General features: G+C 61.7%; 14 protein-coding genes. 5 read left to right on the top strand and 9 right to left on the bottom strand.

All coding sequences use genetic code 11. From position 1 onward, the window contains the following. The first annotated feature begins 31 nt into the window (after positions 1–31). From JSS27_08860 to JSS27_08850, 3 genes are all read left to right on the top strand, one after another. Complete coding sequence (locus JSS27_08860) at positions 32–787, top strand: hypothetical protein (protein ID MBS0209048.1); 756 nt, start codon at positions 32–34, stop codon at positions 785–787. 460 nt (positions 788–1247) lie between these two features. Further along, on the top strand, positions 1248–1931 hold the full coding sequence (locus tag JSS27_08855; protein ID MBS0209047.1) for a hypothetical protein: 684 nt from the start codon (positions 1248–1250) through the stop codon (positions 1929–1931). 44 nt (positions 1932–1975) lie between these two features. Then, positions 1976–2938, top strand: coding sequence for a DUF4339 domain-containing protein (locus tag JSS27_08850; GenBank protein ID MBS0209046.1), 963 nt, complete (start codon positions 1976–1978; stop codon positions 2936–2938). 257 nt (positions 2939–3195) lie between these two features. Here the strand turns inward: JSS27_08850 and JSS27_08845 are convergent, their stop codons facing one another. Both JSS27_08845 and JSS27_08840 read right to left on the bottom strand, forming a co-directional pair. Further along, on the bottom strand, positions 3196–4530 hold the full coding sequence (locus JSS27_08845) for a DEAD/DEAH box helicase (GenBank protein MBS0209045.1): 1335 nt from the start codon (positions 4528–4530) through the stop codon (positions 3196–3198). A 211-nt stretch (positions 4531–4741) separates the two neighbouring features. Then, positions 4742–5965: a Fic family protein gene (locus tag JSS27_08840; protein ID MBS0209044.1), complete on the bottom strand. Its 1224-nt coding sequence runs from the start codon at positions 5963–5965 to the stop codon at positions 4742–4744. Positions 5966–6243: 278 nt separating this feature from the next. Between JSS27_08840 and JSS27_08835 the strand changes: the two genes are divergently transcribed. Next, complete coding sequence (locus JSS27_08835) at positions 6244–8001, top strand: DUF11 domain-containing protein (GenBank protein ID MBS0209043.1); 1758 nt, start codon at positions 6244–6246, stop codon at positions 7999–8001. A gap of 166 nt (positions 8002–8167) precedes the next feature. On the opposite strand, the gene nadB is transcribed toward JSS27_08835, so the two are convergent. The 6 genes from nadB to JSS27_08805 all read right to left on the bottom strand — a co-directional run bounded on the left by nadB (position 8168) and on the right by JSS27_08805 (position 16161). Beyond that, positions 8168–9775, bottom strand: coding sequence for an L-aspartate oxidase (gene nadB, locus JSS27_08830; protein MBS0209042.1), 1608 nt, complete (start codon positions 9773–9775; stop codon positions 8168–8170). Positions 9776–10118: 343 nt separating this feature from the next. After that, a complete protein-coding gene (locus JSS27_08825; GenBank protein MBS0209041.1) occupies positions 10119–11798 on the bottom strand; it encodes a hypothetical protein in 1680 nt (559 codons plus the stop codon). 494 nt (positions 11799–12292) lie between these two features. Beyond that, on the bottom strand, positions 12293–12514 hold the full coding sequence (infA, locus tag JSS27_08820) for a translation initiation factor IF-1 (GenBank protein MBS0209040.1): 222 nt from the start codon (positions 12512–12514) through the stop codon (positions 12293–12295). Positions 12515–12852: 338 nt separating this feature from the next. Continuing rightward, the gene (locus JSS27_08815) at positions 12853–13560 is read right to left on the bottom strand and encodes a DUF1080 domain-containing protein (protein ID MBS0209039.1); all 708 of its coding nucleotides are present in this window, start codon (positions 13558–13560) and stop codon (positions 12853–12855) included. A gap of 97 nt (positions 13561–13657) precedes the next feature. After that, positions 13658–14578 (bottom strand): sugar phosphate isomerase/epimerase, encoded by a 921-nt coding sequence (locus tag JSS27_08810; protein MBS0209038.1) that lies wholly within the window; start codon positions 14576–14578, stop codon positions 13658–13660. 86 nt (positions 14579–14664) lie between these two features. After that, positions 14665–16161 carry a sulfatase gene (locus JSS27_08805; protein ID MBS0209037.1) on the bottom strand — a complete coding sequence of 499 codons (1497 nt, stop codon included), beginning with the start codon at positions 16159–16161 and terminating at the stop codon, positions 14665–14667. Between the two features lie 273 nt (positions 16162–16434). Between JSS27_08805 and JSS27_08800 the strand changes: the two genes are divergently transcribed. Then, complete coding sequence (locus JSS27_08800; GenBank protein MBS0209036.1) at positions 16435–18867, top strand: efflux RND transporter periplasmic adaptor subunit; 2433 nt, start codon at positions 16435–16437, stop codon at positions 18865–18867. Positions 18868–18992: 125 nt separating this feature from the next. On the opposite strand, the gene JSS27_08795 is transcribed toward JSS27_08800, so the two are convergent. After that, the gene (locus tag JSS27_08795; GenBank protein MBS0209035.1) at positions 18993–21695 is read right to left on the bottom strand and encodes a TolC family protein; all 2703 of its coding nucleotides are present in this window, start codon (positions 21693–21695) and stop codon (positions 18993–18995) included. Between the last annotated feature and the right edge of the window lie 172 nt (positions 21696–21867).

Here is a 21867-nt window from a genome sequence, read left to right as displayed (position 1 = left end):
ACAAGTCATTTCCAGGACAAAGGTTACAGCCATGCGAAAAAACCTTGCAGTCTCTCGGCAGCTCGCTTGCGCGACCAATGATCGGCCTGACCGCCAGTTTTCCGGACAATTCCGCCCTGCCGGTAACCGTGGTCGGCTGTCGCTAATCGTCTTGATGATGACTATCACATTATCTGCGGTGACCGCCGAAGCGCAATACCGGGCGCCCTTGAGCAGTCGCGTTCGGCAATGGGAAGAGCGGGCTGCCGCAACGGACCAGATCACCGAAGACTTGGCTCAGCAACTCGAGCGACTTGACCGTAGCTTGCGAGAGCTCCAGCGCATCCGAGCGGAGTTAAGCAGCCTGCGCCTGGACGTCGCTTCACGAACCGACGCGGCGCTGATTGCGAGTCTCGAGCAACGAATCGCGATCCTTGAGGCTTCTCTTGCGTCGACCGACGTACACCCTCAGGCGGCAAAACCAGGTATCAATAGTGGCCGGTTTGGTTGCGGCAATGGCGCCCAGTTTGAAGTGATTGATGAAGGAGATGGCCTCTACGTCAGTTATGTTGGCGGCGGCAATATTTCCTGGGCCAGTGGTCGATTGGAAAAACACGGGGATGGCGCATACCGCGGCACCCTAAGTGGGGTATTTACCGACGACCACAGCCGCAAGGTGCGCATGCTCCACGTTACGGTACGTCCGATCAACAATGCTTCTTTGTCGCTGACCACGCCGGTAGTTCACTGGAACAATCACGGTGTCGAAACCGAGCGCGCGCCGATCACAGTCGTGCTCCGGCGGTAACGTAGCGAGCGTTGATGCCTAGAGTGCTTTTAGTAACGGGGTAAATCAAATGGCTTTCAAGATGAATTGCACCCACTGTGGCACCATGATCAACGTGACCGAAAAGGCTTATGGAAAAGAGCTGCCGTGCCCTGGTTGCCAACAAAAGCTGATGGTCCCCCAGCTAAGATCGTCGCCGCCGGCCCAAAGAACCAATGAGCCAACTGAACGATGGCGGTCGTCACCAGTGACACAGATTCCGGCTCCCTCAGCGACTCCACCAGCGCCGAGTTCCATGCCATTGACGGCTTCGGCTGGCAAGCCGGTAGGCGGCTCAAACGGGGGCCCGCCTCCAATTCGCGAGCCGGCCTTTGCCTGCCCAGGTTGCAACAGTCCGATCGTTTTTGACCCTTCCTTGGTTGGGCACGGCGTTGCCTGTCCGCACTGCTCATTTCAGTTCATGATGGGACCGAACGGCCCCGTGGCTTCGGCAGTCAACTACGGCATGCCCCCCGTGCCACCGGTGGGAGATCGAACGACCCATATCATCAATCGCAATGAATTCGCCAGCGACAATGATGCTTATTCCCAAGCGCCATCCTCACGTTCGGAAAGCGCAAGCCTACCCATTGAGCGGGCTGGGCCAGCAGGAGGTAGGCCAATCGGAATTGTCTGGCTGACGTTCTACTTCGTGCTTAACGGACTATCGGTAATGATCCTCGGGTTAATCTTCACGGGATTAGTCCAAGCTGGCGACAGCGCCTTGAGCGGCATGAGTCATGTGATCGGCCAAGCGCAAAGCCGCGCCGCGGCGGAGTTGGGCGCGGCGGGCACGATCGCCAGCCTGACGCTTCAAGCACTGGCGGCCCTGACCTTTCATCTCGGCTTACTTACCCTTGTCGCAAGTTATGGGCTGTGGACCTTTCACGCCTGGGGGCTATCGCTGGCTCGGCTGTTGTCCATCGTCTACGCCGTGCTGGCCATGCTTAGCGTCATCTTGGCCGTCAGCCTGCGCGTGGGGATCATGTCGAGTGTGATCAGCCTGACCATCTGGTCAATCGTCTTGGTGCATTTGTTTGCCAGCGCGGAGCGTTCGATCCGGATGAGGCAATACTACGCCAAAGTCGTCGGATCACCGCAAGGCGCCTTGGATCGATACCGATGAGGGCGTGAACGTGCGTCAATGACGCGAGCGGTAGGAGATCAGCGGTGAATGACGAACGTCGATGCTGGTACGTAACCCGCGCGGGCGACACGCCGACCGGCCCTTTCACGGCCGAACAAATCCGCGTCGCTTGCCGAACTCGGCAACTTGATTCGACCGTTCTATGTTGGTGCGAGGGAATGGCGGCTTGGCAACCGCTGGCTGAAGTCGGCGCGTTCGTCACCGCTGTGTCAACCTCGGTCGCAATGCCTTCACCGCCGATCGGTTCGGCGGCGCAACCGACCTTTCCAACCCAGCAAAGATGGCGTCCGCGAGCCCGGCCAAAGTCCTCGGCCGCGTGGTTATTGCTGATTCCCCTGGGCGCCGTCTGTCTGGCGGGCCTGATTTACGCGGCTACCCAAGTAAAACCCACGTCATTTCGCGCTGCTGGCCCCACGTCCGCGGGTGGCGACATTCCGATTTATAAAACCGGGCTCCTGTTCGGAGTGCCGTTTGGCGAGCACCTGAAGCCGTACAAGCTAGCGACGGGACTCGATCGCGAAGCTGGGCTGCTGGCGATCAAAACCTGGAAGCTGACAAAAGCCAACGACGGATTCCGGGTTCGCATTACCCGAACATTTCCGCCCAACAACTCGGGCCTGCGCGGCCTTCCTTCTGTTATCCCGCTCGATTGCGTCTTTGAATTGCGCAATCCTCACGTCATGGTTGCTTCACAAGGGATGACCGAAGCCGATCGGCTGAACGGGCGCGGCTTCCACGGCATCATCAAGCTCGGAGCCGATGCCGGCCGTTTCTACCCCTTGAACGACCAGTGGGCGAACGGCTTCAGCGGTAGGTGGTCGGCTTGGGCTAACGGCGCGCCGATGTTCTGCTTTTGTGAGATCGCGATTGAACAACGGAACGGCGCGTGGAAGATTCTGTCGATCGATCATATTTCCGATCACGACGGGTTCGGTAGAACAATCTCGTTTCCAAAGCCTGACGGAGCCGTCATTCCGGCGCGCTGAGCAACCGCTTGCACTTGGGACCACCGGGCTCTCTCAACCCTCGCGATGACGGCGCCTCGGCGGATTACTTCGACAGACTGTTCGCGGTGTTCAACCGCATGCTTTCGGCGGCATGTAGGTATCACCGACATGGTCAACAAGTTCTTCGATGGATTCGCGGCGACTGACAGGCCGCAGGTGGATGATCGGCGAAAGCGAGGTGAACACTAAAGACATTCGTCATTCCTCCGCGCCTCCGTGGCGAATCCGGAGCGGAATTAAAGCGCCCGGCGGATGCGGCGGGCGGGGCGACCGTCGCGGCCGAACATCGGCTTCTTGGCCGGCGGCGCTGGCTCGGTCGGTGGTGAATCGGCCGACGCCCCGGGGGCGTGACCGGCGTTCCCTGCGGCGTGTGACGCGGCGGGGCGGCTGGCGCCGCCGACGTGGGTCAGCCCTTCGATCTCTTCGCGTTTCAAGAGCCGATCGATCCGCATTTCGATCCGCGTCAGCTCGGGGCCTTCTTCCGGCGTGACGAACGAATAGGCCACCCCTTCGCGTCCCATCCGCCCCGTGCGCCCCACGCGGTGAACATAGTCGTCACAGAAGGCCGGCAGGTCGTAGTTGACGATGTGCGAGACGGTGCTGACGTCGATGCCGCGCCCCACGACGTCGGTCGCCACCAGATAGCGGACCTTCTCTTCGCGGAACGACGACATCACCCGGTCGCGCACGCTTTGTGACAGATCGCCGTGAATGCACTGCACGTGATCAAACTTCTTGCTCAGGTTGCGGAACACCCGATCGGTGCCACGCTTGGTCCGGCAAAAGATGATCGCCTGCTTCGGCTCTTCACGCTTGAGCAGCTTGACCAGCAGATCGAATTTATTCTCGGGCGTGACCGTACAGTAGAACTGCTCGATCGTCTCGACCGCCACTTCACCCGGCGAGAAGTCGAGCGTCTCGGGCTCGCGCATGTAGCGCCGCGCCAAGCGTTCGACCGTCGGCGGGACCGTGGCGCTCAAGAGCAGCGTCTGCCGCGACTCGGGACAAGCCCGCAAGATGCGTTCGATGTCGGGGCGGAAGCCGATGTCGAGCATCCGGTCGGCTTCGTCCAGGACCACGATCCGCAGATCGCGCAGATTCAACGTCCCGCGTCCCATGTGGTCGAGCACGCGGCCCGGCGTACCGACGACCACGTCGACGCCGCGGCGCAGCTTTTCGGCCTGGCTGCGAATCGGCTTGCCGCCATAGGCCGCCACCGAGTGGACCTTGCGGCCGTGCGAAAGCTTGACCAACTCGTCCTTGACTTGCACGGCCAACTCGCGCGTCGGCACCAGGATCAGCGCTTGCGGCCCCACCGCGCGGCTGTGCGGTTCGAGCTTCTCGATAATCGGGATGACGAACGCCGCCGTCTTGCCGGTGCCGGTGCGGGCCTGGCCCAACACGTCGACTCCGGCGAGCGCGCGGGGAATGACGCCGGCCTGGACAGGCGTGGGCTGTTCATAGCCCGCTTCGGCCAGGGAGGCGAACATGATGTCCGACAATTCGATGGCGCGGAATCCCGACTCAGTCGAAACGGTACGCTGCTCGTGCTTCCTGCTCGAATCGGACATGTAACCAACGATATCTGATGGGGGACAGCCGCTCAGTCGCCAGACGGACCTGGCCAAGCACGTGACCGCCTGGGAACAACTCCCGGCGAAATTCAAACCCGCGCCCGCGCGATTGCTAGCACCTCAGGGTAACTCTCCCAGGTCGCTCGCGTCAACTTGAACGTCGCTACAAACATCTAAAAGTGTTCTGGCCAACCACGAAACGCCAGTCTTATTCACGCTGTGACTCGTCTCGTCGAGGAGTAATGAAGTTAGTCAGGGCCTCGACGTTGGCAGAAACTTGCGTCGAACCTAGCCGCCGTACAAGCCCCATATTTTCCAAAACATTCAAATCCCTACTGACTGTTTTTCGTGTCCGGCCCGCATATTCCGCCGCTAATTCGGGAGTTAGCACCCTGATCTTGGAAACATGAACCCAACGCCGTTCTTTTCCGTCGCGGCGTAAGTGCAATGCGAGCAATCGCTGACGATGTGCAGCCCTTGATTTCAATGCGCGGAACTTCTCATACACATAGTCTTTCCAGGCGATGGCTCGTTGGTATCTACGAATTCGCCGAATTTGAAGATCAAGCTTATCTACGAGGCCCTGCACCGCGTACTCCAAGAAAGGCAAAACATTTCCGCCGGATTTACTCGATGCGGATAGCTGCCTGTAATACTCAGTACGAGTTTGGTTATAGAAATTACTGAGCAGATGCGCTGCAACCTGCGGCACACCCGCGCCAATCAAGATTTGCACTTCGATGAGGCGAGCCGTTCGACCATTACCGTCGCCAAATGGGTGAATCCAAGCCAGGTAAAGATGCGCCATCACCGCTCGCAAAACGCCAAAGGCAATCTGATGGTGCTCATCGGCTGGCTTCAGCGAATTAATCCATTCGCACATCTTTTGCAAAAGGAACTCGCAATCTTCTCGCGGAGCGCCCAAATAGTTGCCGACGACAACAGAATGACGCGCGATCTCACCTGCGACTACACCCTCGTCAACGGGCAAGTCCTTGAGGACGAAAGCATTGAACTGCTTAATTCTCTCAATCGTGATCTTGCAGTCATCACCATCTTTAATCATCTGGTCCGCGATTAAATTGCAGGCAGCGATAACATTATCGATCTCTTTCCCAAGGTATTCACGAGACTTGGGGAGCGACTTTTTCTTAGCAATGCGATCGCGTACCTCTTCTTCGGTAAGCGTGTTTCCCTCGATCGCCGTCGTCGCTCTTACGCCCTTGGCCAAATACAACTCGTAAAGCCGCTTAGCTTCCTCCGGAGGCAGCATCACGTTGGCAACGTGCTCGCACTTAGATTGAATTGCCCCCAGGTTCATCCAGAACCCGTGCGACGCCTTTCGCAAGTCGAGTTCGAATGATAGCCACGAGTGTGACTGTTGATATTTCCGCTTTGGCGCCTCCATCAATGTCCCATTTCCATATGACATAAACCACTCCACTGAAATGAGTTTTGTTTACATCAACACAAAACAGTTGATTAAAATGTCCCAGAAGAATCAATTCTTGCCTCAGAGTTTGGCAACGTCAAGGCAAATCGCATCCGGCTTGAGGCCAGACAATACGTCACAAGCCCATCAAAAATAAGACTTTATGTCGACAGCCCTTCTTCTAGCGGTTCTGCTGGAACTGCCCTGTTCCGCTGCTGGCAAATCTGATACTTAACCCAGCCCTCAAAGTCTGCGCTTTTCTCCAGGAAACTCCCGCCATGTCACGATCGCCTGCCCCGCGGACAGTTGCGCTCGGTTTACTTGCCCTCGCTTCGACTCTGGCACTGACCATGTCGGCCACGGCCCAGAACTCGCTGCCGCCGGGTTACGTCCCGTATCAAGCGCCGCCCCGGCGGCCCGCCGCGCCGCGCTCGGCCGGCATTCCGCAGCCGCCGCGACGTTTGGCGACGCCCCGCACCCCCGACGTGGAAGTCTCGCCAGCGCGGCCGATCGATCCGGGCCCGTTCACCCAGCCAGTCGTCGTCGAGACGCCGCCGGTCGATCTGGGGGCCACGGTCAACGATGGCGGACCCGCGCTCGCGCCGCAAACTCAAACCGCGCCCAGCCAACCACAAGACTCCGGCACGGGCCGCCCTGGCCCCAAGCAACTCGACGGCTTGCAAACCCCGTCGGTCACCATCGAAAAACATTCCCCCAAGGAAGTCCAAGTCGGCCAGCCCGCCAAAAGTGAAATCGTCGTCCGCAACGCCGGCCAGGCGACCGCCTATGACGTGTCGGTGCGTGACGATGTACCGCAAGGCGCGCGCCTGATCGGCTCGAAGCCGACGCCGCAGACTGGCCCCGAAGGTGAGTTGGTCTGGACGATTGGCGCGCTGCGCGCCAACGAAACGGCCAAGATCGAAATCGAATGGATGCCGCTGGGCGAAGGTGAACTGGGCAGCGTGGCCACGTTGCAATTCTCGGCCATGGCCTCGTCGCGCAGCCGCGTGACGCGACCCGAGCTGACCATCGACGTCTCGGCGCCGAGCGAAGCCCTGCAAGGCGAAACGATCCCTTATCGGATCAAGCTGACCAACACCGGCACCGGCGCGGCCAATGGCGTGGTGCTGGTCGATCACGTGCCGGCCAACCTGGAACACCCGGCGGGCGTCGATCTGGAGCAAGACATTGGCGCGCTGCGTCCCGGCGAAAGCCGGACGATCGACCTGGTCATGCGGGCGCGCGCGGCCGGCGAAGGGGTAAACGTCGTGGCGGCGCACGCCCAGGGTGGCTTGAAAGTTGATAAGCAGATGCCGATTCGCGTCCTCGCGCCGGCGCTAGCGGTGGGACTGGAAGGCTCGCGCCGCCGGTTCCTCGAGCGCCAGGCGACCTACACAGTAAACATCGCCAATCCCGGCACCGCGCCGGCCAAGCAAGTCGAGCTGGTGGCGTACTTGCCGCCGGGAGTCGAGTTCCTGCAGGCCAATCACCAGGGGCGCTTCAACCAGGCGTCGCGCAGCGTTCACTGGCTGCTCGAAGAGCTGCCGGCTGGTCAGCAGGGTGACGTGACCATGACCGTATTGCCGCGCGAACAGGGGGCCCTGCCCTTGCGGATTGCCGCGGCGGCCGAGCGCGGGCTGTCGACCGAGCGCCAGGAGACGATCCAGGTCGAGGGCGTGGCGGCGCTGTTGTTCGAAGTGGCCGATCAGGCCGACCCGGTGGAAGTCGGCGGCGAGACGGTCTACCTGATCCGAGTCGTGAACCAGGGCTCGAAGGATTCGATGAATGTCCAGGTTGTGGCCTTGCTGCCCAGCGATATGAAGCTGTTGTCGGTCGAAGCGCCGACGCGCTATGACGCCACGAACGGCGTCCGATTCCAGCCGATTCCGCGCCTGGCCCCCAAGGCCGAAGCGACGTTCCAATTGCGCGTGCAAGCCGGCGCGCCGGGCGATCACCGCCTGAGAGTGCAAGTGACCAGCGACGAGATTCACTCGCCAATCACCAAGGAAGAAAGCACTCGCGTCATCGGCGAGTAGCCAACGACTTGCAGGATTCTATTACAGCAGTTCGCACATGCTCGTCGCCTGGGTGGCACGTCCCAAGCGCAGCGCAGGGCGTGGTGAATCGCCAATGCGATTGCGGGGCTAATACATGCTTCCCCACGCCCGAAGGACGGGCGTGCCACCCCGACGCTTGGGCACCCTAGGGATTCTCGCTACGGCGAAAGCTGATGTGCCGCCGCCAGTGCTCGTTGTCGAGCTGCGGGAAGTCGACGCGCAAATGCACGCCACGGCTTTCTTCGCGTTCGAGCGCGGCCGCGATCATTAACCGCGCCACGCAGAGCATGTTCTGCAACTGCCAGCCAGCAGGGTTGTTGAACTGTCGCTGCAGCGCGTAACTGCACCAATGTTCGATCGAATCGCGGGCTTCGAGCAACCCGGCTCGTTCGCGACGGACGCCGGCGTTGCGCCACATCAGCGCCGTGAGCGAATTGCGAATATCGGCCGGGTCCAACGGCTCTTGCGGCGAGCGAACCGGCGGGTTTTCGAGCGACAACGCCCGGTAATCGTCGGGCCATTGCTGCGCGGCCAGTTGCGCCCCTTCGCCGGCGTGCGCGCCGAAGACCAGCCCTTCGAGCAAGCTATTGCTGGCCAGACGGTTCGCTCCGTGCAGGCCGCTGCAACTCACTTCGCCCGCCGCCCACAGGCCCGGAATCGTCGTGCGACCGTGGCTGTCGACGGTCACGCCGCCGATCATGTAATGGGCGCCGGGGCGAACCGGAATCCGGTCGCGCGCGATGTCGATGCCAAACTCGGCGCAGACCGCCGCAATGCCCGGGAAGCGCGCTCGGACTTTCTCCGCTTCGAGGTGGGACATGTCGAGATAGACGTTGGGGTGGCGGGTCCGCTCCATTTGCGTGACGATCGCCTGGCTGACAATGTCGCGCGGCGCCAACTCGCCGCGGGGGTCGAAGTCGGCCATGAACCGGCGGCCGGTTCGATCGATCAGGTGCGCGCCCGCGCCACGCATGGCCTCGGTAATCAGGTTGCGGCTGCTGCCGGCGATGTAGAGGACCGTGGGGTGGAACTGCATGAACTCCATGTCGCGCAGCTCGGCCCCGGCGCGATAGGCGATGGCCAGCCCGTCCCCCGTGGCGACCGCGGGGTTGGTCGTCTCGCGATAGATCTGTCCCGCGCCGCCGGTGGCCAGAATGGTCTGCTTGGCCCAGACCAAGGTCTTGCCGTGCGCCGGGTTCCAGACCAGCGCGCCGCGGCAGACCCCTTCGTGAACCAGCAGATCGAGCGTGAACGTCTGCTGCCAGGTGTCGAGCTGCGGCAAGGCGCGGGCGCTTTCGATCACGGCCCGCATCACTTCCTTGCCAGTCGAGTCCCCCAAGGCGTGGACGATGCGGTCGTGGCTGTGTCCCCCTTCGCGGCCGAGCGCGAGTCCGCCGGCCTCTTCGTCGAAGTGCGCGCCCCAGTTGATCAGTTCGCGAATCCTTCCCGGGGCCTCGCGGACGACCAGCTCGACGATCTCGCGATCGCACAAGTCGCCGCCGGCCGCCAACGTGTCGGCCACGTGGTTCTCGAAGCGGTCCTCGGGGTCGATCACCCCGGCGATGCCCCCCTGGGCATAGTTGCTGTTCGATTGCAGCAAGTCGTCCTTGGTGACGACCAGGACGTTCATTCGCCGGTCAATCGCCAAGGCGGCCCGCAGTCCGGCCAGCCCGCCCCCCAGGATCAGCACGTCGGTGAAATGGTGCGGAACGCGCTTGGGGTGAAACGGCGTCAGGTAACGGGGAACCCACACGGCAAGTGCTTCTGTAAGGGCTGAAGACGATATTCGTCGGTTGGCAACACTGAAGAGCCGTCATGGCTCGTCGCTCAATGTTCACCACACCGCTGGGGTGCCATGCTCAAGCCCCTCAGGCTTGAGCATGCGAAGCGTGTACCGACATGCTCAAGGCTTAAGGCCTTGAGCATGGCACCCGTTCGCAATGGAACATGGGAACTCGGGGCTCCGAGCAATCTCACTGCCCCACCATAACATGCCAACGCGCGCGCAGCAAAAAGGCGTCGGCCGCCGCGGCTTGCAGGGAGCCGCTGGCGACCGACGCCGTAGTTCGCTCGGTCAGTGCGAGCCGCCGGCGAGGTTATTGCCCACGCTGCTGGGCGGCCTTGGCCCCCAGGCCGATGGCCCGGAGCACGCCTTCCTGCAGCTCGTAACGGACCCGCTGGCCGTTCGGCACATAGTCAACCGTGAGGTTGATCTTATCCTTGCCGAACTCGTCAAGCTCCTTGGCGATCTGCGCCAACTGCTTGTTGTCTTCATCCTGATCGGCGAGGTAATCGAGGATCGGGGTCAGAGCGACCGTGACTTGCGCCGGCAGCTTGGGCGAAGGGGCCGAAGCCGAACCGTCGATCACTTTCTTGATGGCGTCCGAGCCGTCTTCGCCCAACGCGAAGTAGACCGCGTTGTCGCTGACGCCGACGACGATGTTGATTTCGTCGCCGAGCAACTCCTCGATTTGTTCAGCCGTGTCGTCGTCGTCCGACTCGGGCCAGGGGGCGTCGAGCGTGTGAAACTTGATCCCCTTGTATTCCTCGTCATCAAGGCTGATCTCGACATCGTCGCCGAGCTTGCCTTTCTTCTTGGCCCGAGCCACGGCCTTGCGAATGGCCTTGTCCAGCCGGTTGCCCTCGGCCACGGCGCCGCCGGCAACGATCGTGAACGGACCTTCGCCGGTGATGACAAAGCCGCCGTTGGCCAACCCCTTTTCCGCCGTGGCCTTGGCCACCGCGATCAATTCGCCGACCAGTTCCTTGACGTCCGGCTTTTCTTCATCGCTCAGCTCGTCCGAAGCGTCGATCGATTGCTCGGCGCTTTGGCGGAGCGATTCAAACGTGGCGGCCGACTGCTTGCGCGATTCTTCCGACGAGACCGCGTTCCAGTGACCGTTGGCCAGGACGTCGGAGGTGAGGAAGCCAGCGAACTTGCTGGCGCCGGTGTTCGGCTGGGCCGCCAGTTCCTTGGCCAGCGACGAGCCGGACACAGCCGTTAACACCAAATCGATCGTGGCGTTTTTCTTCTCAGGGCTGAGCGAGTACCCAACCGTGACCTGCTCCAACTCGTTCGCCACTCGATCGAGCTGCGCCATCTGCTCTTCGGCCAGCTTGCCGCGAGCCTTGAACTGCTCGTCGCTTTCGTCGTCACCCTTCTTCAGACCTTGCTGCAGGCCGAGCTTGATCTGATCCATGAACATCTGCCGCAACTGCGGCGGCACATTCTGGACATTGGCCTGCACGGCCAGATCGTACTCCTTGGGCAGATTGCCCAGCCAGGCCATCGGATCTTCGGGCACCTTGTTCAGGTCGTCCGAGTTCGAGGCCACGAACACCAGCTTCCCCTTCGGCTTCAAGAAGATGGGCATGCCGTTGACCGTGACGCTTTTCACGCCGTCGCCGACGTCTTGCGGCTGGCCGACCATCCCGACCAACGCGCCGAGCAACTTGTCCAAGTTGGTGACCGGCAGGAAGCCGAACTGCGGAAAGCCCCCTTCTTCGGCCGTCAGGACATAGCCCCAAGGCTTGGTCTTATCGAGCCCTTGCAGCCCCTGCATCTGGGTGAACATGGCGACAATGCCATCGAGGCTTTGCACTAACTCGGGATAGTCCGCGGACTTTCCCAGAAAATCGACGTCGCCGCGCAGGGCTTCATAGCCCGCGAACGAGACGACGACGAGCGGCTTTTGCTCGGCCCGAGCGACGACACTCGACGCCAGCAGCAAGGCGATCGACAAGCAACCGGTGACAAAGGTTTTCAGCTGACGCATGGTGTTCAGAGTCCGCTCGATGTTCAAAGTTTGCCCAGTTTTGAAAGTACTCTGTTGAAGCACAACTCGCTCCTCATAGGTGACGATAGGATCAAGCGCGGCATGAACCGGCAATGGTTCGACGAGCACACGCGCCGCGCGCATCAAACTTATCTAGCGCTGGCTGGGCCAACGGCCCGACCAGCGCCCAAACGGGGGATAAAAGCCCGCACAACTTACCGCGCCGCCCCCGAGAGTTCCAGGAAAATACCCGCTGTCGACGCGGCGCGTTTCAAGAAAATGGGGCCGATTGCCGGCCGTTAATGGAGCGTGAACATTGGACGGCCGATCCAAACTGTCGACAGCTCCGTTCGTGGGAAAGAAACGAAGTCGTTACCCGCGCTTGTGTCACGGAGCGCCGATCAATGCGCGCAGCAACGCGCTAGCAGCTTTCGATTGGTTTGCCGAGACGTGGCGAATCCAAGATGCGTCAAGCGCAAGAGCGAGCCAGCGGTTTAACGCTCGCGGAAGGTGATCCGCCCCTTGGTCAGGTCATAGGGGGAGAGTTCGACCCGGACCTTGTCGCCAGGGACAATGCGGATGAAGTTGCGGCGCATGCGGCCGGCAACGTGGGCGATCACTTCGTGACCCCCTTCGATGGTGACCCGAAAGCGCGTGTTCGCCAGCGCTTGGGTGACCGTACCTTCGACTTCTAACGCTTCTTCTTTTTCGGGCACAAACAACTCCAGCGGACAGCACGATAGCTAAGGAAGGATCGAGGCTCGCCCCTTCGGGCAACTCAGCAAACTTACGTTACGGGACCGACTGCCGTGGACCGTTGGACCGCAGCAAGTCGGGACGCAACGAGGAGCCGCGACGATAACGCCTGCTTATCATAACATTTACGTCAGAGCGGTCTAGCCAGTCCGACGGCCCGATTTGCCCTCAATGGCAGGTTTTTAGGGGAAATGTCAGGTCTCGCATGACGCGGCACGCCCCGGCGGCGCACGGAGCGTTTCCAGCCACAGCGGAAAACCGGGCAATTGGCAGGCGAGACGCCATAGGGCCACTTCGCTTATGGCTTGGTGACCGTCAGATTGCGATAGGCCACCGGGCCGTGGTCCCCTTGGATCACCAACGGGCCGAGAGGGGCCTCGGCGGGAACCTTCGCGCCGCGAGTCGGGCCGTTCATCTCGACGTTTTCGTGAATGACCTGGCCGTTGTGAACCACCTTGAGGAACCTCGCGTTTTCCGTTTTCTTGCCCGCGGCGTCGAACCGCGGTGCCCGGAAGGTAATGTCAAAGGTCTGCCATTCGCCCGGCGCCTTGCAGGCGTTCACCTTCGCCGCGTGCCCTTCATAGCCTTCCTTCCCCTTGCCGCGGGCGGGATCCCAGCGTTCGTAGATGGCCCCACAGTCATGCACGCCGATGACGTCCTTGCCATAGCTGTCGAACACCTGCACTTCGTAGTTCCCTTGCAGGTAGATGCCGCTGTTCGAGCCCTGGGGGACGTTGAACTCGACGTGGATGATGGCATCACCGTGCTCGGCGTCGCTGGTCAGGTTCACCGTCTTGCCAGCCGGACTGTTGAGCATCACGCCGGTGCCCGGCTTCACCACAAAGCCTTTCGGGGCGCTGCTGTCCAGGCTGACGTCGCCGACAACCGACCAGGTTCCCAGCGGTTCCTTCCAGGTGCTGAGATCACGGCCGTTGAAGAAAGAGTTCTCGTCGGCGGCAGCGAGCGCCAAGGCAAGCAACGAAACAGTGGTCAGAAAGGTTTTCATGGCGTGGTGGCTTTTGGGGTTACAGGAGTAAGTGATTGAATTGTCGATGCGGGAACAACTTCGGCGTGCCTTAGCATACGCTGCCGCCGCGCGGTTTTCATCCGATCAGCGGTCGCAGCACGTTGCGGCTGATTCGCAGCGATCGTTTACGAGCTTCAAGGTCGGCGGCGAACGCGCCATCCTCGACCTCAATGCACACGGGTCCACGATAATCCACATCGCTCAAGGCCGAAATCCAGGCCGCCCAGTTCACGTCTCCCAGGCCGGGAATCTTGGGGACACTCCAATGCGGTCGGACGTCGGTCGCCCACGCGCCCAAATCATTGAGCCGGCCACGGTCGATTTTCATATCCTTGGCGTGGGCGTGGAACAGTCGGTCGCGGAATTCGTAGATCGGCCCGACATAGTCCATCATCTGCAGCACCAGGTGCGAGGGGTCGTAGTTCAAGCCCAGGTGCGGCGACGGAATCGCCTCGAACATCCTCCGCCAGATGGCCGGAGATCTGGCCAGATTCTTCCCGCCGGGCCATTCGTCGGCGGAGAACAACATGGGGCAGTTCTCGATGCCGATGAACACGCCGGCGGCTTCGGCCCATTGAATCACGTCGGGCCACACTTCGCGGAACCGGGCAAAGTTGGCCTCGACGCTCTGCCGATGGTCGTTGCCGATAAACGTGTTGACGTTCTTCAACCCCAAACGCGGGGCGGCGGCAATCACCTTGCGCAGATGTTCGAGCGCCGCGGCCGCTTCGGCCGGATCGGCCGCCAGCGGGTTGGGATAGTAACCCAACGCCGAGATGCCGACCTTGTACTTGTCGCATAACCCGCCGATGTCGTCGACGCGCGCCGGCGAAAGCTGATTCACGTCGATGTGCGTCACGCCGGCGTACTTGCGCTCGGCCTTGCCCACCGGCCAGCACATCACCTCGACGCAGTCAAAGCCTTCGTCGGCCGCGAAGCGCAGCACTTCTTCAAAACTCAACTCCGCTAAGATCGCGGTTACAAAGCCAAGTTGCATGTCATCGCTCGATGAAAGGGTTTGAGGTTGGACGACGGGCACACCCACAAGCTGTGATTCACACACCCTGGAGTCAAGGCGCTTCGTCAATTTTTGACGCTGTTCCGATACCACGCCGGCGTGCCGAACCAGCGGTCCATCTCGGCGGCCGCCTCGGCCACGACCGACGCGGGCTCGGGGATGGCGCCACGATCGCCGCTTTCGACAATCCAGGCGTCGAGCGCCGGCCGCAGTCGCGCCAGGGCCTGCTGATGTTCCGGCCGTGACGACGACAGCAAGTTATGCACCTCGTGGGGATCTTGCTGTGTGTCGTACAACTCTTCACAGGGGCCGGTTCGCTGCATCAGTTCCAAGGGAAAGCCCTGCAACTGACCGTGGGCGTGCAGCTCACGCATCACACCCATGATGGGGAAGCATTTTTCCTTGTAGCGATTCAAGGAAGCGAACGTGGGGCCGGTTGAAAACGTGCGAAGGTAGTGATACCGCCCGTCATGCACCGAGCGGATGCGCTGCGACGTTTCGTCGATCCGGTCGCGCGCCGCAAACGCGAACGGGCGCGGCGGATCGGCGCGCTCGCCCAAGAAAACGCGGCCTTGCATTGCCGCCGGGCGTTCGATGCCAGCCACGGCAATGGTGGTGGCCGTCACGTCGATCAAGCTGACGATGCGTTCGTCCACCGTGCCGGGGCGAAACTGCGGCGGCGCGGCAACCTTCTTCGGCCAGCGGATGATCAGCGGCACGCGCAGCCCGCTGTCATAGCACCAGTGAATGCCGCGCGGCTCCAAGCGACCGTTGTCACCCATGAAGATGACAATCGTGTCGTCTTCAAGCCCGTCGGCCTTCAGTTGCGACAATACCTTGCCAAACCGGGCGTCCATGCCCGAGACCGAGTTCAAGTAGCGCGCCCACTCTTCGCGCACGACTCTATGATCGGGGTAATACGGCGGCGGCGTGACCTCGTCAGGCTTGGCGTAGAGCACATGTTCGCGCTCGCCGACCCATTCGACGCGCTCTTTCGCGGCGCTCTGGCGGTCGTAGATGTCGTATTCCGATTCTTCGGCGTTCACTACGGCAAAGAACGGCTGGCGCGACTTCAGCGTCTCCCACTCGTCGGAGCGATCGTTGTAGATCGGGCCTTCGTTGACGTAGTTCAAGTCGAGCTTGCCGGTCCCGACGCGCTGCCCACCGGCGGTCTTGATGTTGGCCGTGAAGTAGCCGACATCGCGCAACCGCTGGGTGATCGGTCGCACGCCGGCCGGCAAGCAGAAGTCGTCGTGGCGATGAGACCGCATGGCGTGTGCGTCGATGGTCGTCTGGTACATTCCGGTAAAGAAGGCGGAACGGCTGGGAGCGCACGCCGGGTTCGTGGCAAACGCGCGCGTGAATCGCACCCCTTCGGTGGCCAAGCGATCGAGATTCGGCGTGTGAACGTGCCCAGCCCCATAGCAGCCCAGGTCATGGCTGAGGTTTTCACCGACCAGCCACAAGATGTTGGGCTGCTTCGCCATCACCGTCGTCGCCACGCCGACCACGACGAGCGTCATCAACAACCGAGAGATCGCTGACTCTAGAAAACGCTTCATGCCGATGCCATGCGGTGGGTGAGTAAGAAAGGCGTGGGACTATTGGACAACAGGCTTAATCAAGCGTGCAGATGGAAAGCATCATTGGGGCAGCGTAGTGATGCAAAAAGTAAACACCGAGGATTTGCCACGCTTTCTCAGGAACGACTGGAAGTCCCAACCCTATTGAGACTTAGCTGCGAATCAACTGAACTCGCACTCACCGGGCACGAAATGTGTTCTTTCTCCCTGATGTTCACGCAGCGTCTCAACTTCGCAGGGAGAGATGGCTTCATGTGTACCGTTTCCGGATCGTCGCTGCCGACGATCCACCCAGACCTGGTCGTCAAGCCGTTCAGTGCCAATGGCGAATACGTCGTCAAGCACCGCCGGCTGGGCACGTACCACCGGCTGGGCGAGTTCGAATACTTTCTGTTGCTGCAACTCGACGGCAACAAGTCGGGCCGCGAAGTTCGCGCGGCCTTTGCCCAGCAGTTCGCCGAACCGCTGTCGCGCGAAGAGCTGAACGACTTCATCACGCTGGTCGGCAAGCAGGGCCTGCTGGCCAATTCACAGGCTGAGGCCACCCCGGCGAATGCTGGCGACGATGACGAAGACGTCACCACGCCGACGGGCAAGAAGAGCCAGCACATTCTGAACTTCCGGTACAGCGTCTTCGATCCCGACACGCTGTTCAACTGGCTGGAACCGCAGGTGCGGTTCGTCTGGACACGCGGCTTCTTGCTGCTGAGCCTGGTGACGATCGGGCTGGCCGGCATGGTCGCCTGGCAAAACCATACGCAACTCACGGCCGACCTAACGCGCAATCTGCGGTGGGAAACGGCTGTGATGATCTGGTTAACGATCGTCGCGGTCACGCTGCTGCACGAGTTTGCTCACGGCCTGACCTGCAAGCACTACGGCGGCGAAGTCCACGAACTGGGCGTGCTGGTGATGTTCTTCACGCCTTGCTTTTACTGCAATGTTTCGGACGCCTGGATCATTCCCGAACGCTGGAAGCGGTTGCTGATCACCGCGGCCGGCGCTTACTTGGACCTGTGCTTGTGGGCGGTCGGCGTGTTCGTCTGGCGGGTGACGTTGCCCGGCAGCCCGGTGAACTTTCTGGCCTGGGTGATCATCACCGTCTGCGGCACGCGGACGCTGTTCAACTTCAATCCGCTGATGAAGCTCGACGGTTACTACCTGTTGAGCGACTGGTGCCAGGTTCCGAACTTGCGGAAGCAGGCTCGCGAGTACCGCACCGCCTGGCTGCGTTGGTTCCTGTGGGGCGCCCAGCGCCCCGCCGCCGTGGCCTCCGGCCGGCTGCTGTTGATCTACGGGCTCATCACCTGGACCTTCTCGGTGGTGTTCCTCGACGCGATGTTGCTCGGCTTGTTCAAGTTCCTGGGGGCTCGTTGGGGATGGGTCGGCATCCTCGGAGCATCCTGGTTGGCATATATGGTGTTGACACGACTGTTTCGCGGACTCTTTGCAGGTGAGGTGATCAAAATGTTGAAGAATCGCAAGCTTCGTACGGCGACCTGGGGCGTTGGTCTGGCGGCCGTGGCCGCGGCCATGATTGGTCTGAGCTTTGAAAACCGCAGCTCGGGCAATTTTCAGGTGCGGCCAGCTCAGCGTGTGGAAGTGCGGGCCATGGTGGCTGGCTTCCTGCGTGAAGTGAACTGTGAGGAGGGAGACAAGATCAACGCCGGCGCCACGCTGGTCCGCCTCGAGATTCCCGACCTGGAAAGCCAGATCACCCAGAAGTACGCCCAGATCACCGAATCACAGGCAAATCTCAAGAAGCTGCTGGCTGGCCCGCGCAAGGAGGAAGTTCGCGAAGCCCGCTTGAAGGTTGAACGCGTCAAGGCCTGGCGCGATCTGGCCGAGCAGGATCTGCATCGCGCCAAGCTGAGCTTGAACGAAGAACTCGTTCGCCTGGAAGGCCAGATTGCCCAGTTCCAGGCCGAGCACAGCTACTCGCTGCAGTCCCTGGCCCAAGCCAAGATGCTGTACGAACGTGGTGCGATGGCCGGTCAGCAGTATCTGGCCGAGAAGAAGAAGGCGGACATCGCCCAGTTGCAACTCGACCAGGTTCGTGCCCAGAAGCGCGCTCGCGAAGCGGTGGGCACCACCGACTCGGGCGCCGCGTTGGCCGGTCGCACCAAGGAATTGGCCGACACTGAAATGGCGCTCAAGCTGCTGGAAGTCGGCACCCGTCCGGAAGAAATCGACGCCGAGAAGGCTCGTCTGGCTCGCCTGGAAGAAGAGCTGAAGTTCTTGACCGACACCCGCGCCAAGCTGGCGGTCAACAGCCCGATCAAGGGCCTGATCACCACGGCTCGCATGAAGGAAAAGATCGGCCAGTACCTGGAGAAAGGCGCCTTGATCTGCGTGGTCGAAGACTCGACCGGCCTCGAAGCCGAAATTGCCCTGGCTGAGCAGGACGTGACCGGCGTCGAGCCGGGCCAGGATGTCGAACTCAAGGCTCGCGCCCTGCCGTTCCGCACCTTCCTGGCCACGGTCGAACGGGTTGCCCCGCGTGCCAACACGGTCGAAGGGGCTCCGCAAGGGACGATCACCGTCTACTGTCGCCTGCACCACGGTGACGAAGACTTGCTGGCTGGCATGACGGGCATGGGCCGCATCTTCCGCGGCAAGGAATCGCTCGGCAACATCGCTTGCGAGCGGGCCGTCCGTTACTTCCGCACCGAGTTCTGGTGGTAAACGTCCGCCGCACAGTCGTCCGCGAAAGCGAGCAGCCCCAGGGTTTCACCTCCCCTGGGGCTGCTTCGTTGTTGTGGCAAATGACACTGACGAATGCTGCCTACCGCGCACGAGCCGGCTTAGCGCTACCTCAGATAACTATGCCCGTCAGTTGGGCCGCGTGGCGCAATGGCCGCCGGCTCGTCATAGTTCGTCGGCATCCCGCGCAGACCGTTGATCCGCGCGCCGCTGGGCCGGACGGCTGGGGATGTTTCCGGGCTGTCGGCGGGCTCACTCGGCTCGATTGATCGCAGCCCGTGGATGCGGTTGCCGCTCACGTTCGCTGGCGCAGCAGGAGTGGCCAGCGGGCGGCTGATCACGTCACCGGCCAGCGAAGCCGTTCGTAGGCCATTCACACGCGGGCCGCGGGCCGTCGCTGGCCCCAACGGCGATGCGTCGATTGACGAGGCGAATGGCGCTGGCTCGGCCGCGGCGCGCAGTCCGTTAACGCGGGGGCCTTGGTTGCTGGTGGACGCTGGCGGAGGCGCACTCACCGGCTCGGTTTCGATGGGTGCATAGAGCCCATTGACGCGAGGACCATTTGCGGCTGGTGGCGCGACTGGCGCGGGGAGAACTGGCTCGGGAAGTGTCTGTTGTGTCGGCGGACGCAGACCATTGATCTGAGGCACGCTGTTGGCGTCGGGGGCGACGTTCACCGGTGCGGGCGGTTCTATATTACCGAAGTCCGTCGGGTTGCGCAGCCCGTGAATGCGTGGCGCATTCGGATTGGCTACAGCTTCGGGTAAGACTGGCAGCGAGTCTAAGCCCTCGTTTAAGTCAGGCGGCCGGCGAAGGCCATTTACCGTCAGCCCGGGTTCCTTCTGGGCAGGTGTCGGCGCGGCTGGAGTCGTTGTCGACGCTTGAGTGGCGCCAGCCCCCACGTCGCCAGGCGGCAGGTCGTAACCTTGCGTCGTCGGCCCGGGCATGGCGTTCGGTGGAATCGGAATCCGCGTCGAGGGCTTGGCCGGGATGTCGGTGTAATAGGGTCCGACCGGCAGGCCAAACTTGTAGACGTCGGCCGCCAGCAAGGCCGCCTGACGTGGCGAGAGCTCGGCGTCCCCTTCCAACGCGATGTTGAACGACATGGCCAAGGTTCCCATCGCTTCGTCGAGCCGGACAAGCTGCGTGTTGTATTGAGCGAGCAAGGTGGCCGCGTCCGTGGCGGCGGTGTACTGCGATTGCATGGCCGCCAGATAGTTGTTCAACATCAGCGCCAACAAGTCCTGTCCATCGACGGCCGGTGGCGGGTTCTGGAAGCGGAACCGCTCGTTCTCCAGCCAGACGGTGTTCTCGCGCCAGCGGGCCTCGGCTTCCTGGTATTGCCGGTACGAGAACTCCATCTGCCGGATGATGTCTCCCAGGCTGTGTGCCGCGGAGTGGACGGCCTGCCGCATCATGGCCCGCTCGCGCGCGAGCATGATCTCGGCGTTCTGCACGCCAGCCGTGGCGGCCCGGCGTCCAAGCGGCACGTTCAGCAAGATGCCGGTCTGGTAATCGGCGAACTGGCTGGAAAAAACCTGGTCAATGGCTTGGCCCTGCGTTGCGCCAATGCCGTTCATCCGGTACAAGCCCGTCGCGTCGAGTTGCGGCAGGTAAGCGTTCTTGGCGACGAGCAATTGCAGCTCGCGGGTGCGAATGTTCAGCCGCTGGCGAATCAAGTCAGGACGATAGGCCAGCGCGTTGGCTACCACGGTGCGCGAGTCAATGGTGATCGGCGCCTTCACCGGCGCGGCCGTTGGCACAAAGTACCGGCCGTCGCGGGGCGGCAGGCCAATCAGGTTGCGCAACCGCAATTCACGCTCATAGACCGTCGACTGGGCCAGCAAACGCTGCTGGCGGACATTGTGCAAATTGGCCCGCGCGCGGGCCACGTTCGCCACGATACTCCGTTCGGCTTTGAGTCGCTCCTCTTCAAGGTGGACGACTTCTTCCATCAGTGGCACGATCTCATCGAGCGTCTGCAAGGCGACGTGGGCCGCCTGCAAGCTCCAATAGGCTTCACAGACGCTGCGGATCGACGCCAACAAGTTGGCCTTGAAGTCCCATTTCGATTGATCGGCCTGAAGTTGGGCGATGCGGATCGGCGCCTTGTTCACGTTGGTGCCAAAGCCGCGCAACAACGGCTGGCGAAAGGCATATTCGACGTTGGCCGTGTTCAACGGGTTCAAAAAGCTGCCCACACCGTTGGGGTAGTACTGGTAGCCGACCGGCGGGTTGTACGCAATGCTCGCCTGGCCGCCGGTGACCAGCGGCTTGACCAGCGCCGAAGTGACCCCCGCCGTGTTGTAGCGGGTCGCTTCCGGAATGCCAGGACCGAAGAACTCGCCGCTTGGTTGGTTGATCCGACTGTAGTAGGCCGCTGAGGTCAGGTACGGGTCGAACGCTGCCAAGGCGGCCCGGGCGTTGGCCTCGGCCGATTGCGGATCGTACGAGCTGGTCGAGCCAGCCGTGACGCTGGTCGAATTGAGCACGCGGACGATGTCCGAATTGGCCATCGAAGTTCGCAACACATCGTCGAGCGAGACCTGCCAGGCCTCAAAGGCGTCGGGACGTCCCACTTGTAATGTCGGCGGCGTATCGCTCGGCAGCGTTGGCGGAGGCTGCGCGGGGTCGGCCGGCGGCGGGCCGTTGTAGACCTGCGGAAGCTGCACCGGCCCCAAGGCGTTTTCAAAGTGCGTTTGCGCCGCGCGATAGTTATCGCCAACCGAGACGAGTTTGCGCGTCTGGTTTGCACAGCCCGTGAACAGGGCTAATGGCAGGGCGATGATAGCAACGCGTAAGGTGCGCATGGCGATCCGCTGAGGATGGACAATCGTCCCGGTTTATCGGCCACCGCAAGAGGGGATCGACTGTGAAACTTTGACGATTGCGCCAAGTTTGCCGAGGCAGCATCGCTAGCAAGCCCGCACGCTTTGCTCGGTTCACCAGTTGCTATTAGCGGCGTGACAAGCGGCTCGACAG

Source organism: Planctomycetota bacterium, assembly GCA_018242585.1.
In the GTDB taxonomy this organism is placed as follows: domain Bacteria; phylum Planctomycetota; class Planctomycetia; order Pirellulales; family PNKZ01; genus JAFEBQ01.
Note: the sequence above shows the minus strand (reverse complement) of the source record. Positions and strands in the feature narration are given on the sequence as shown.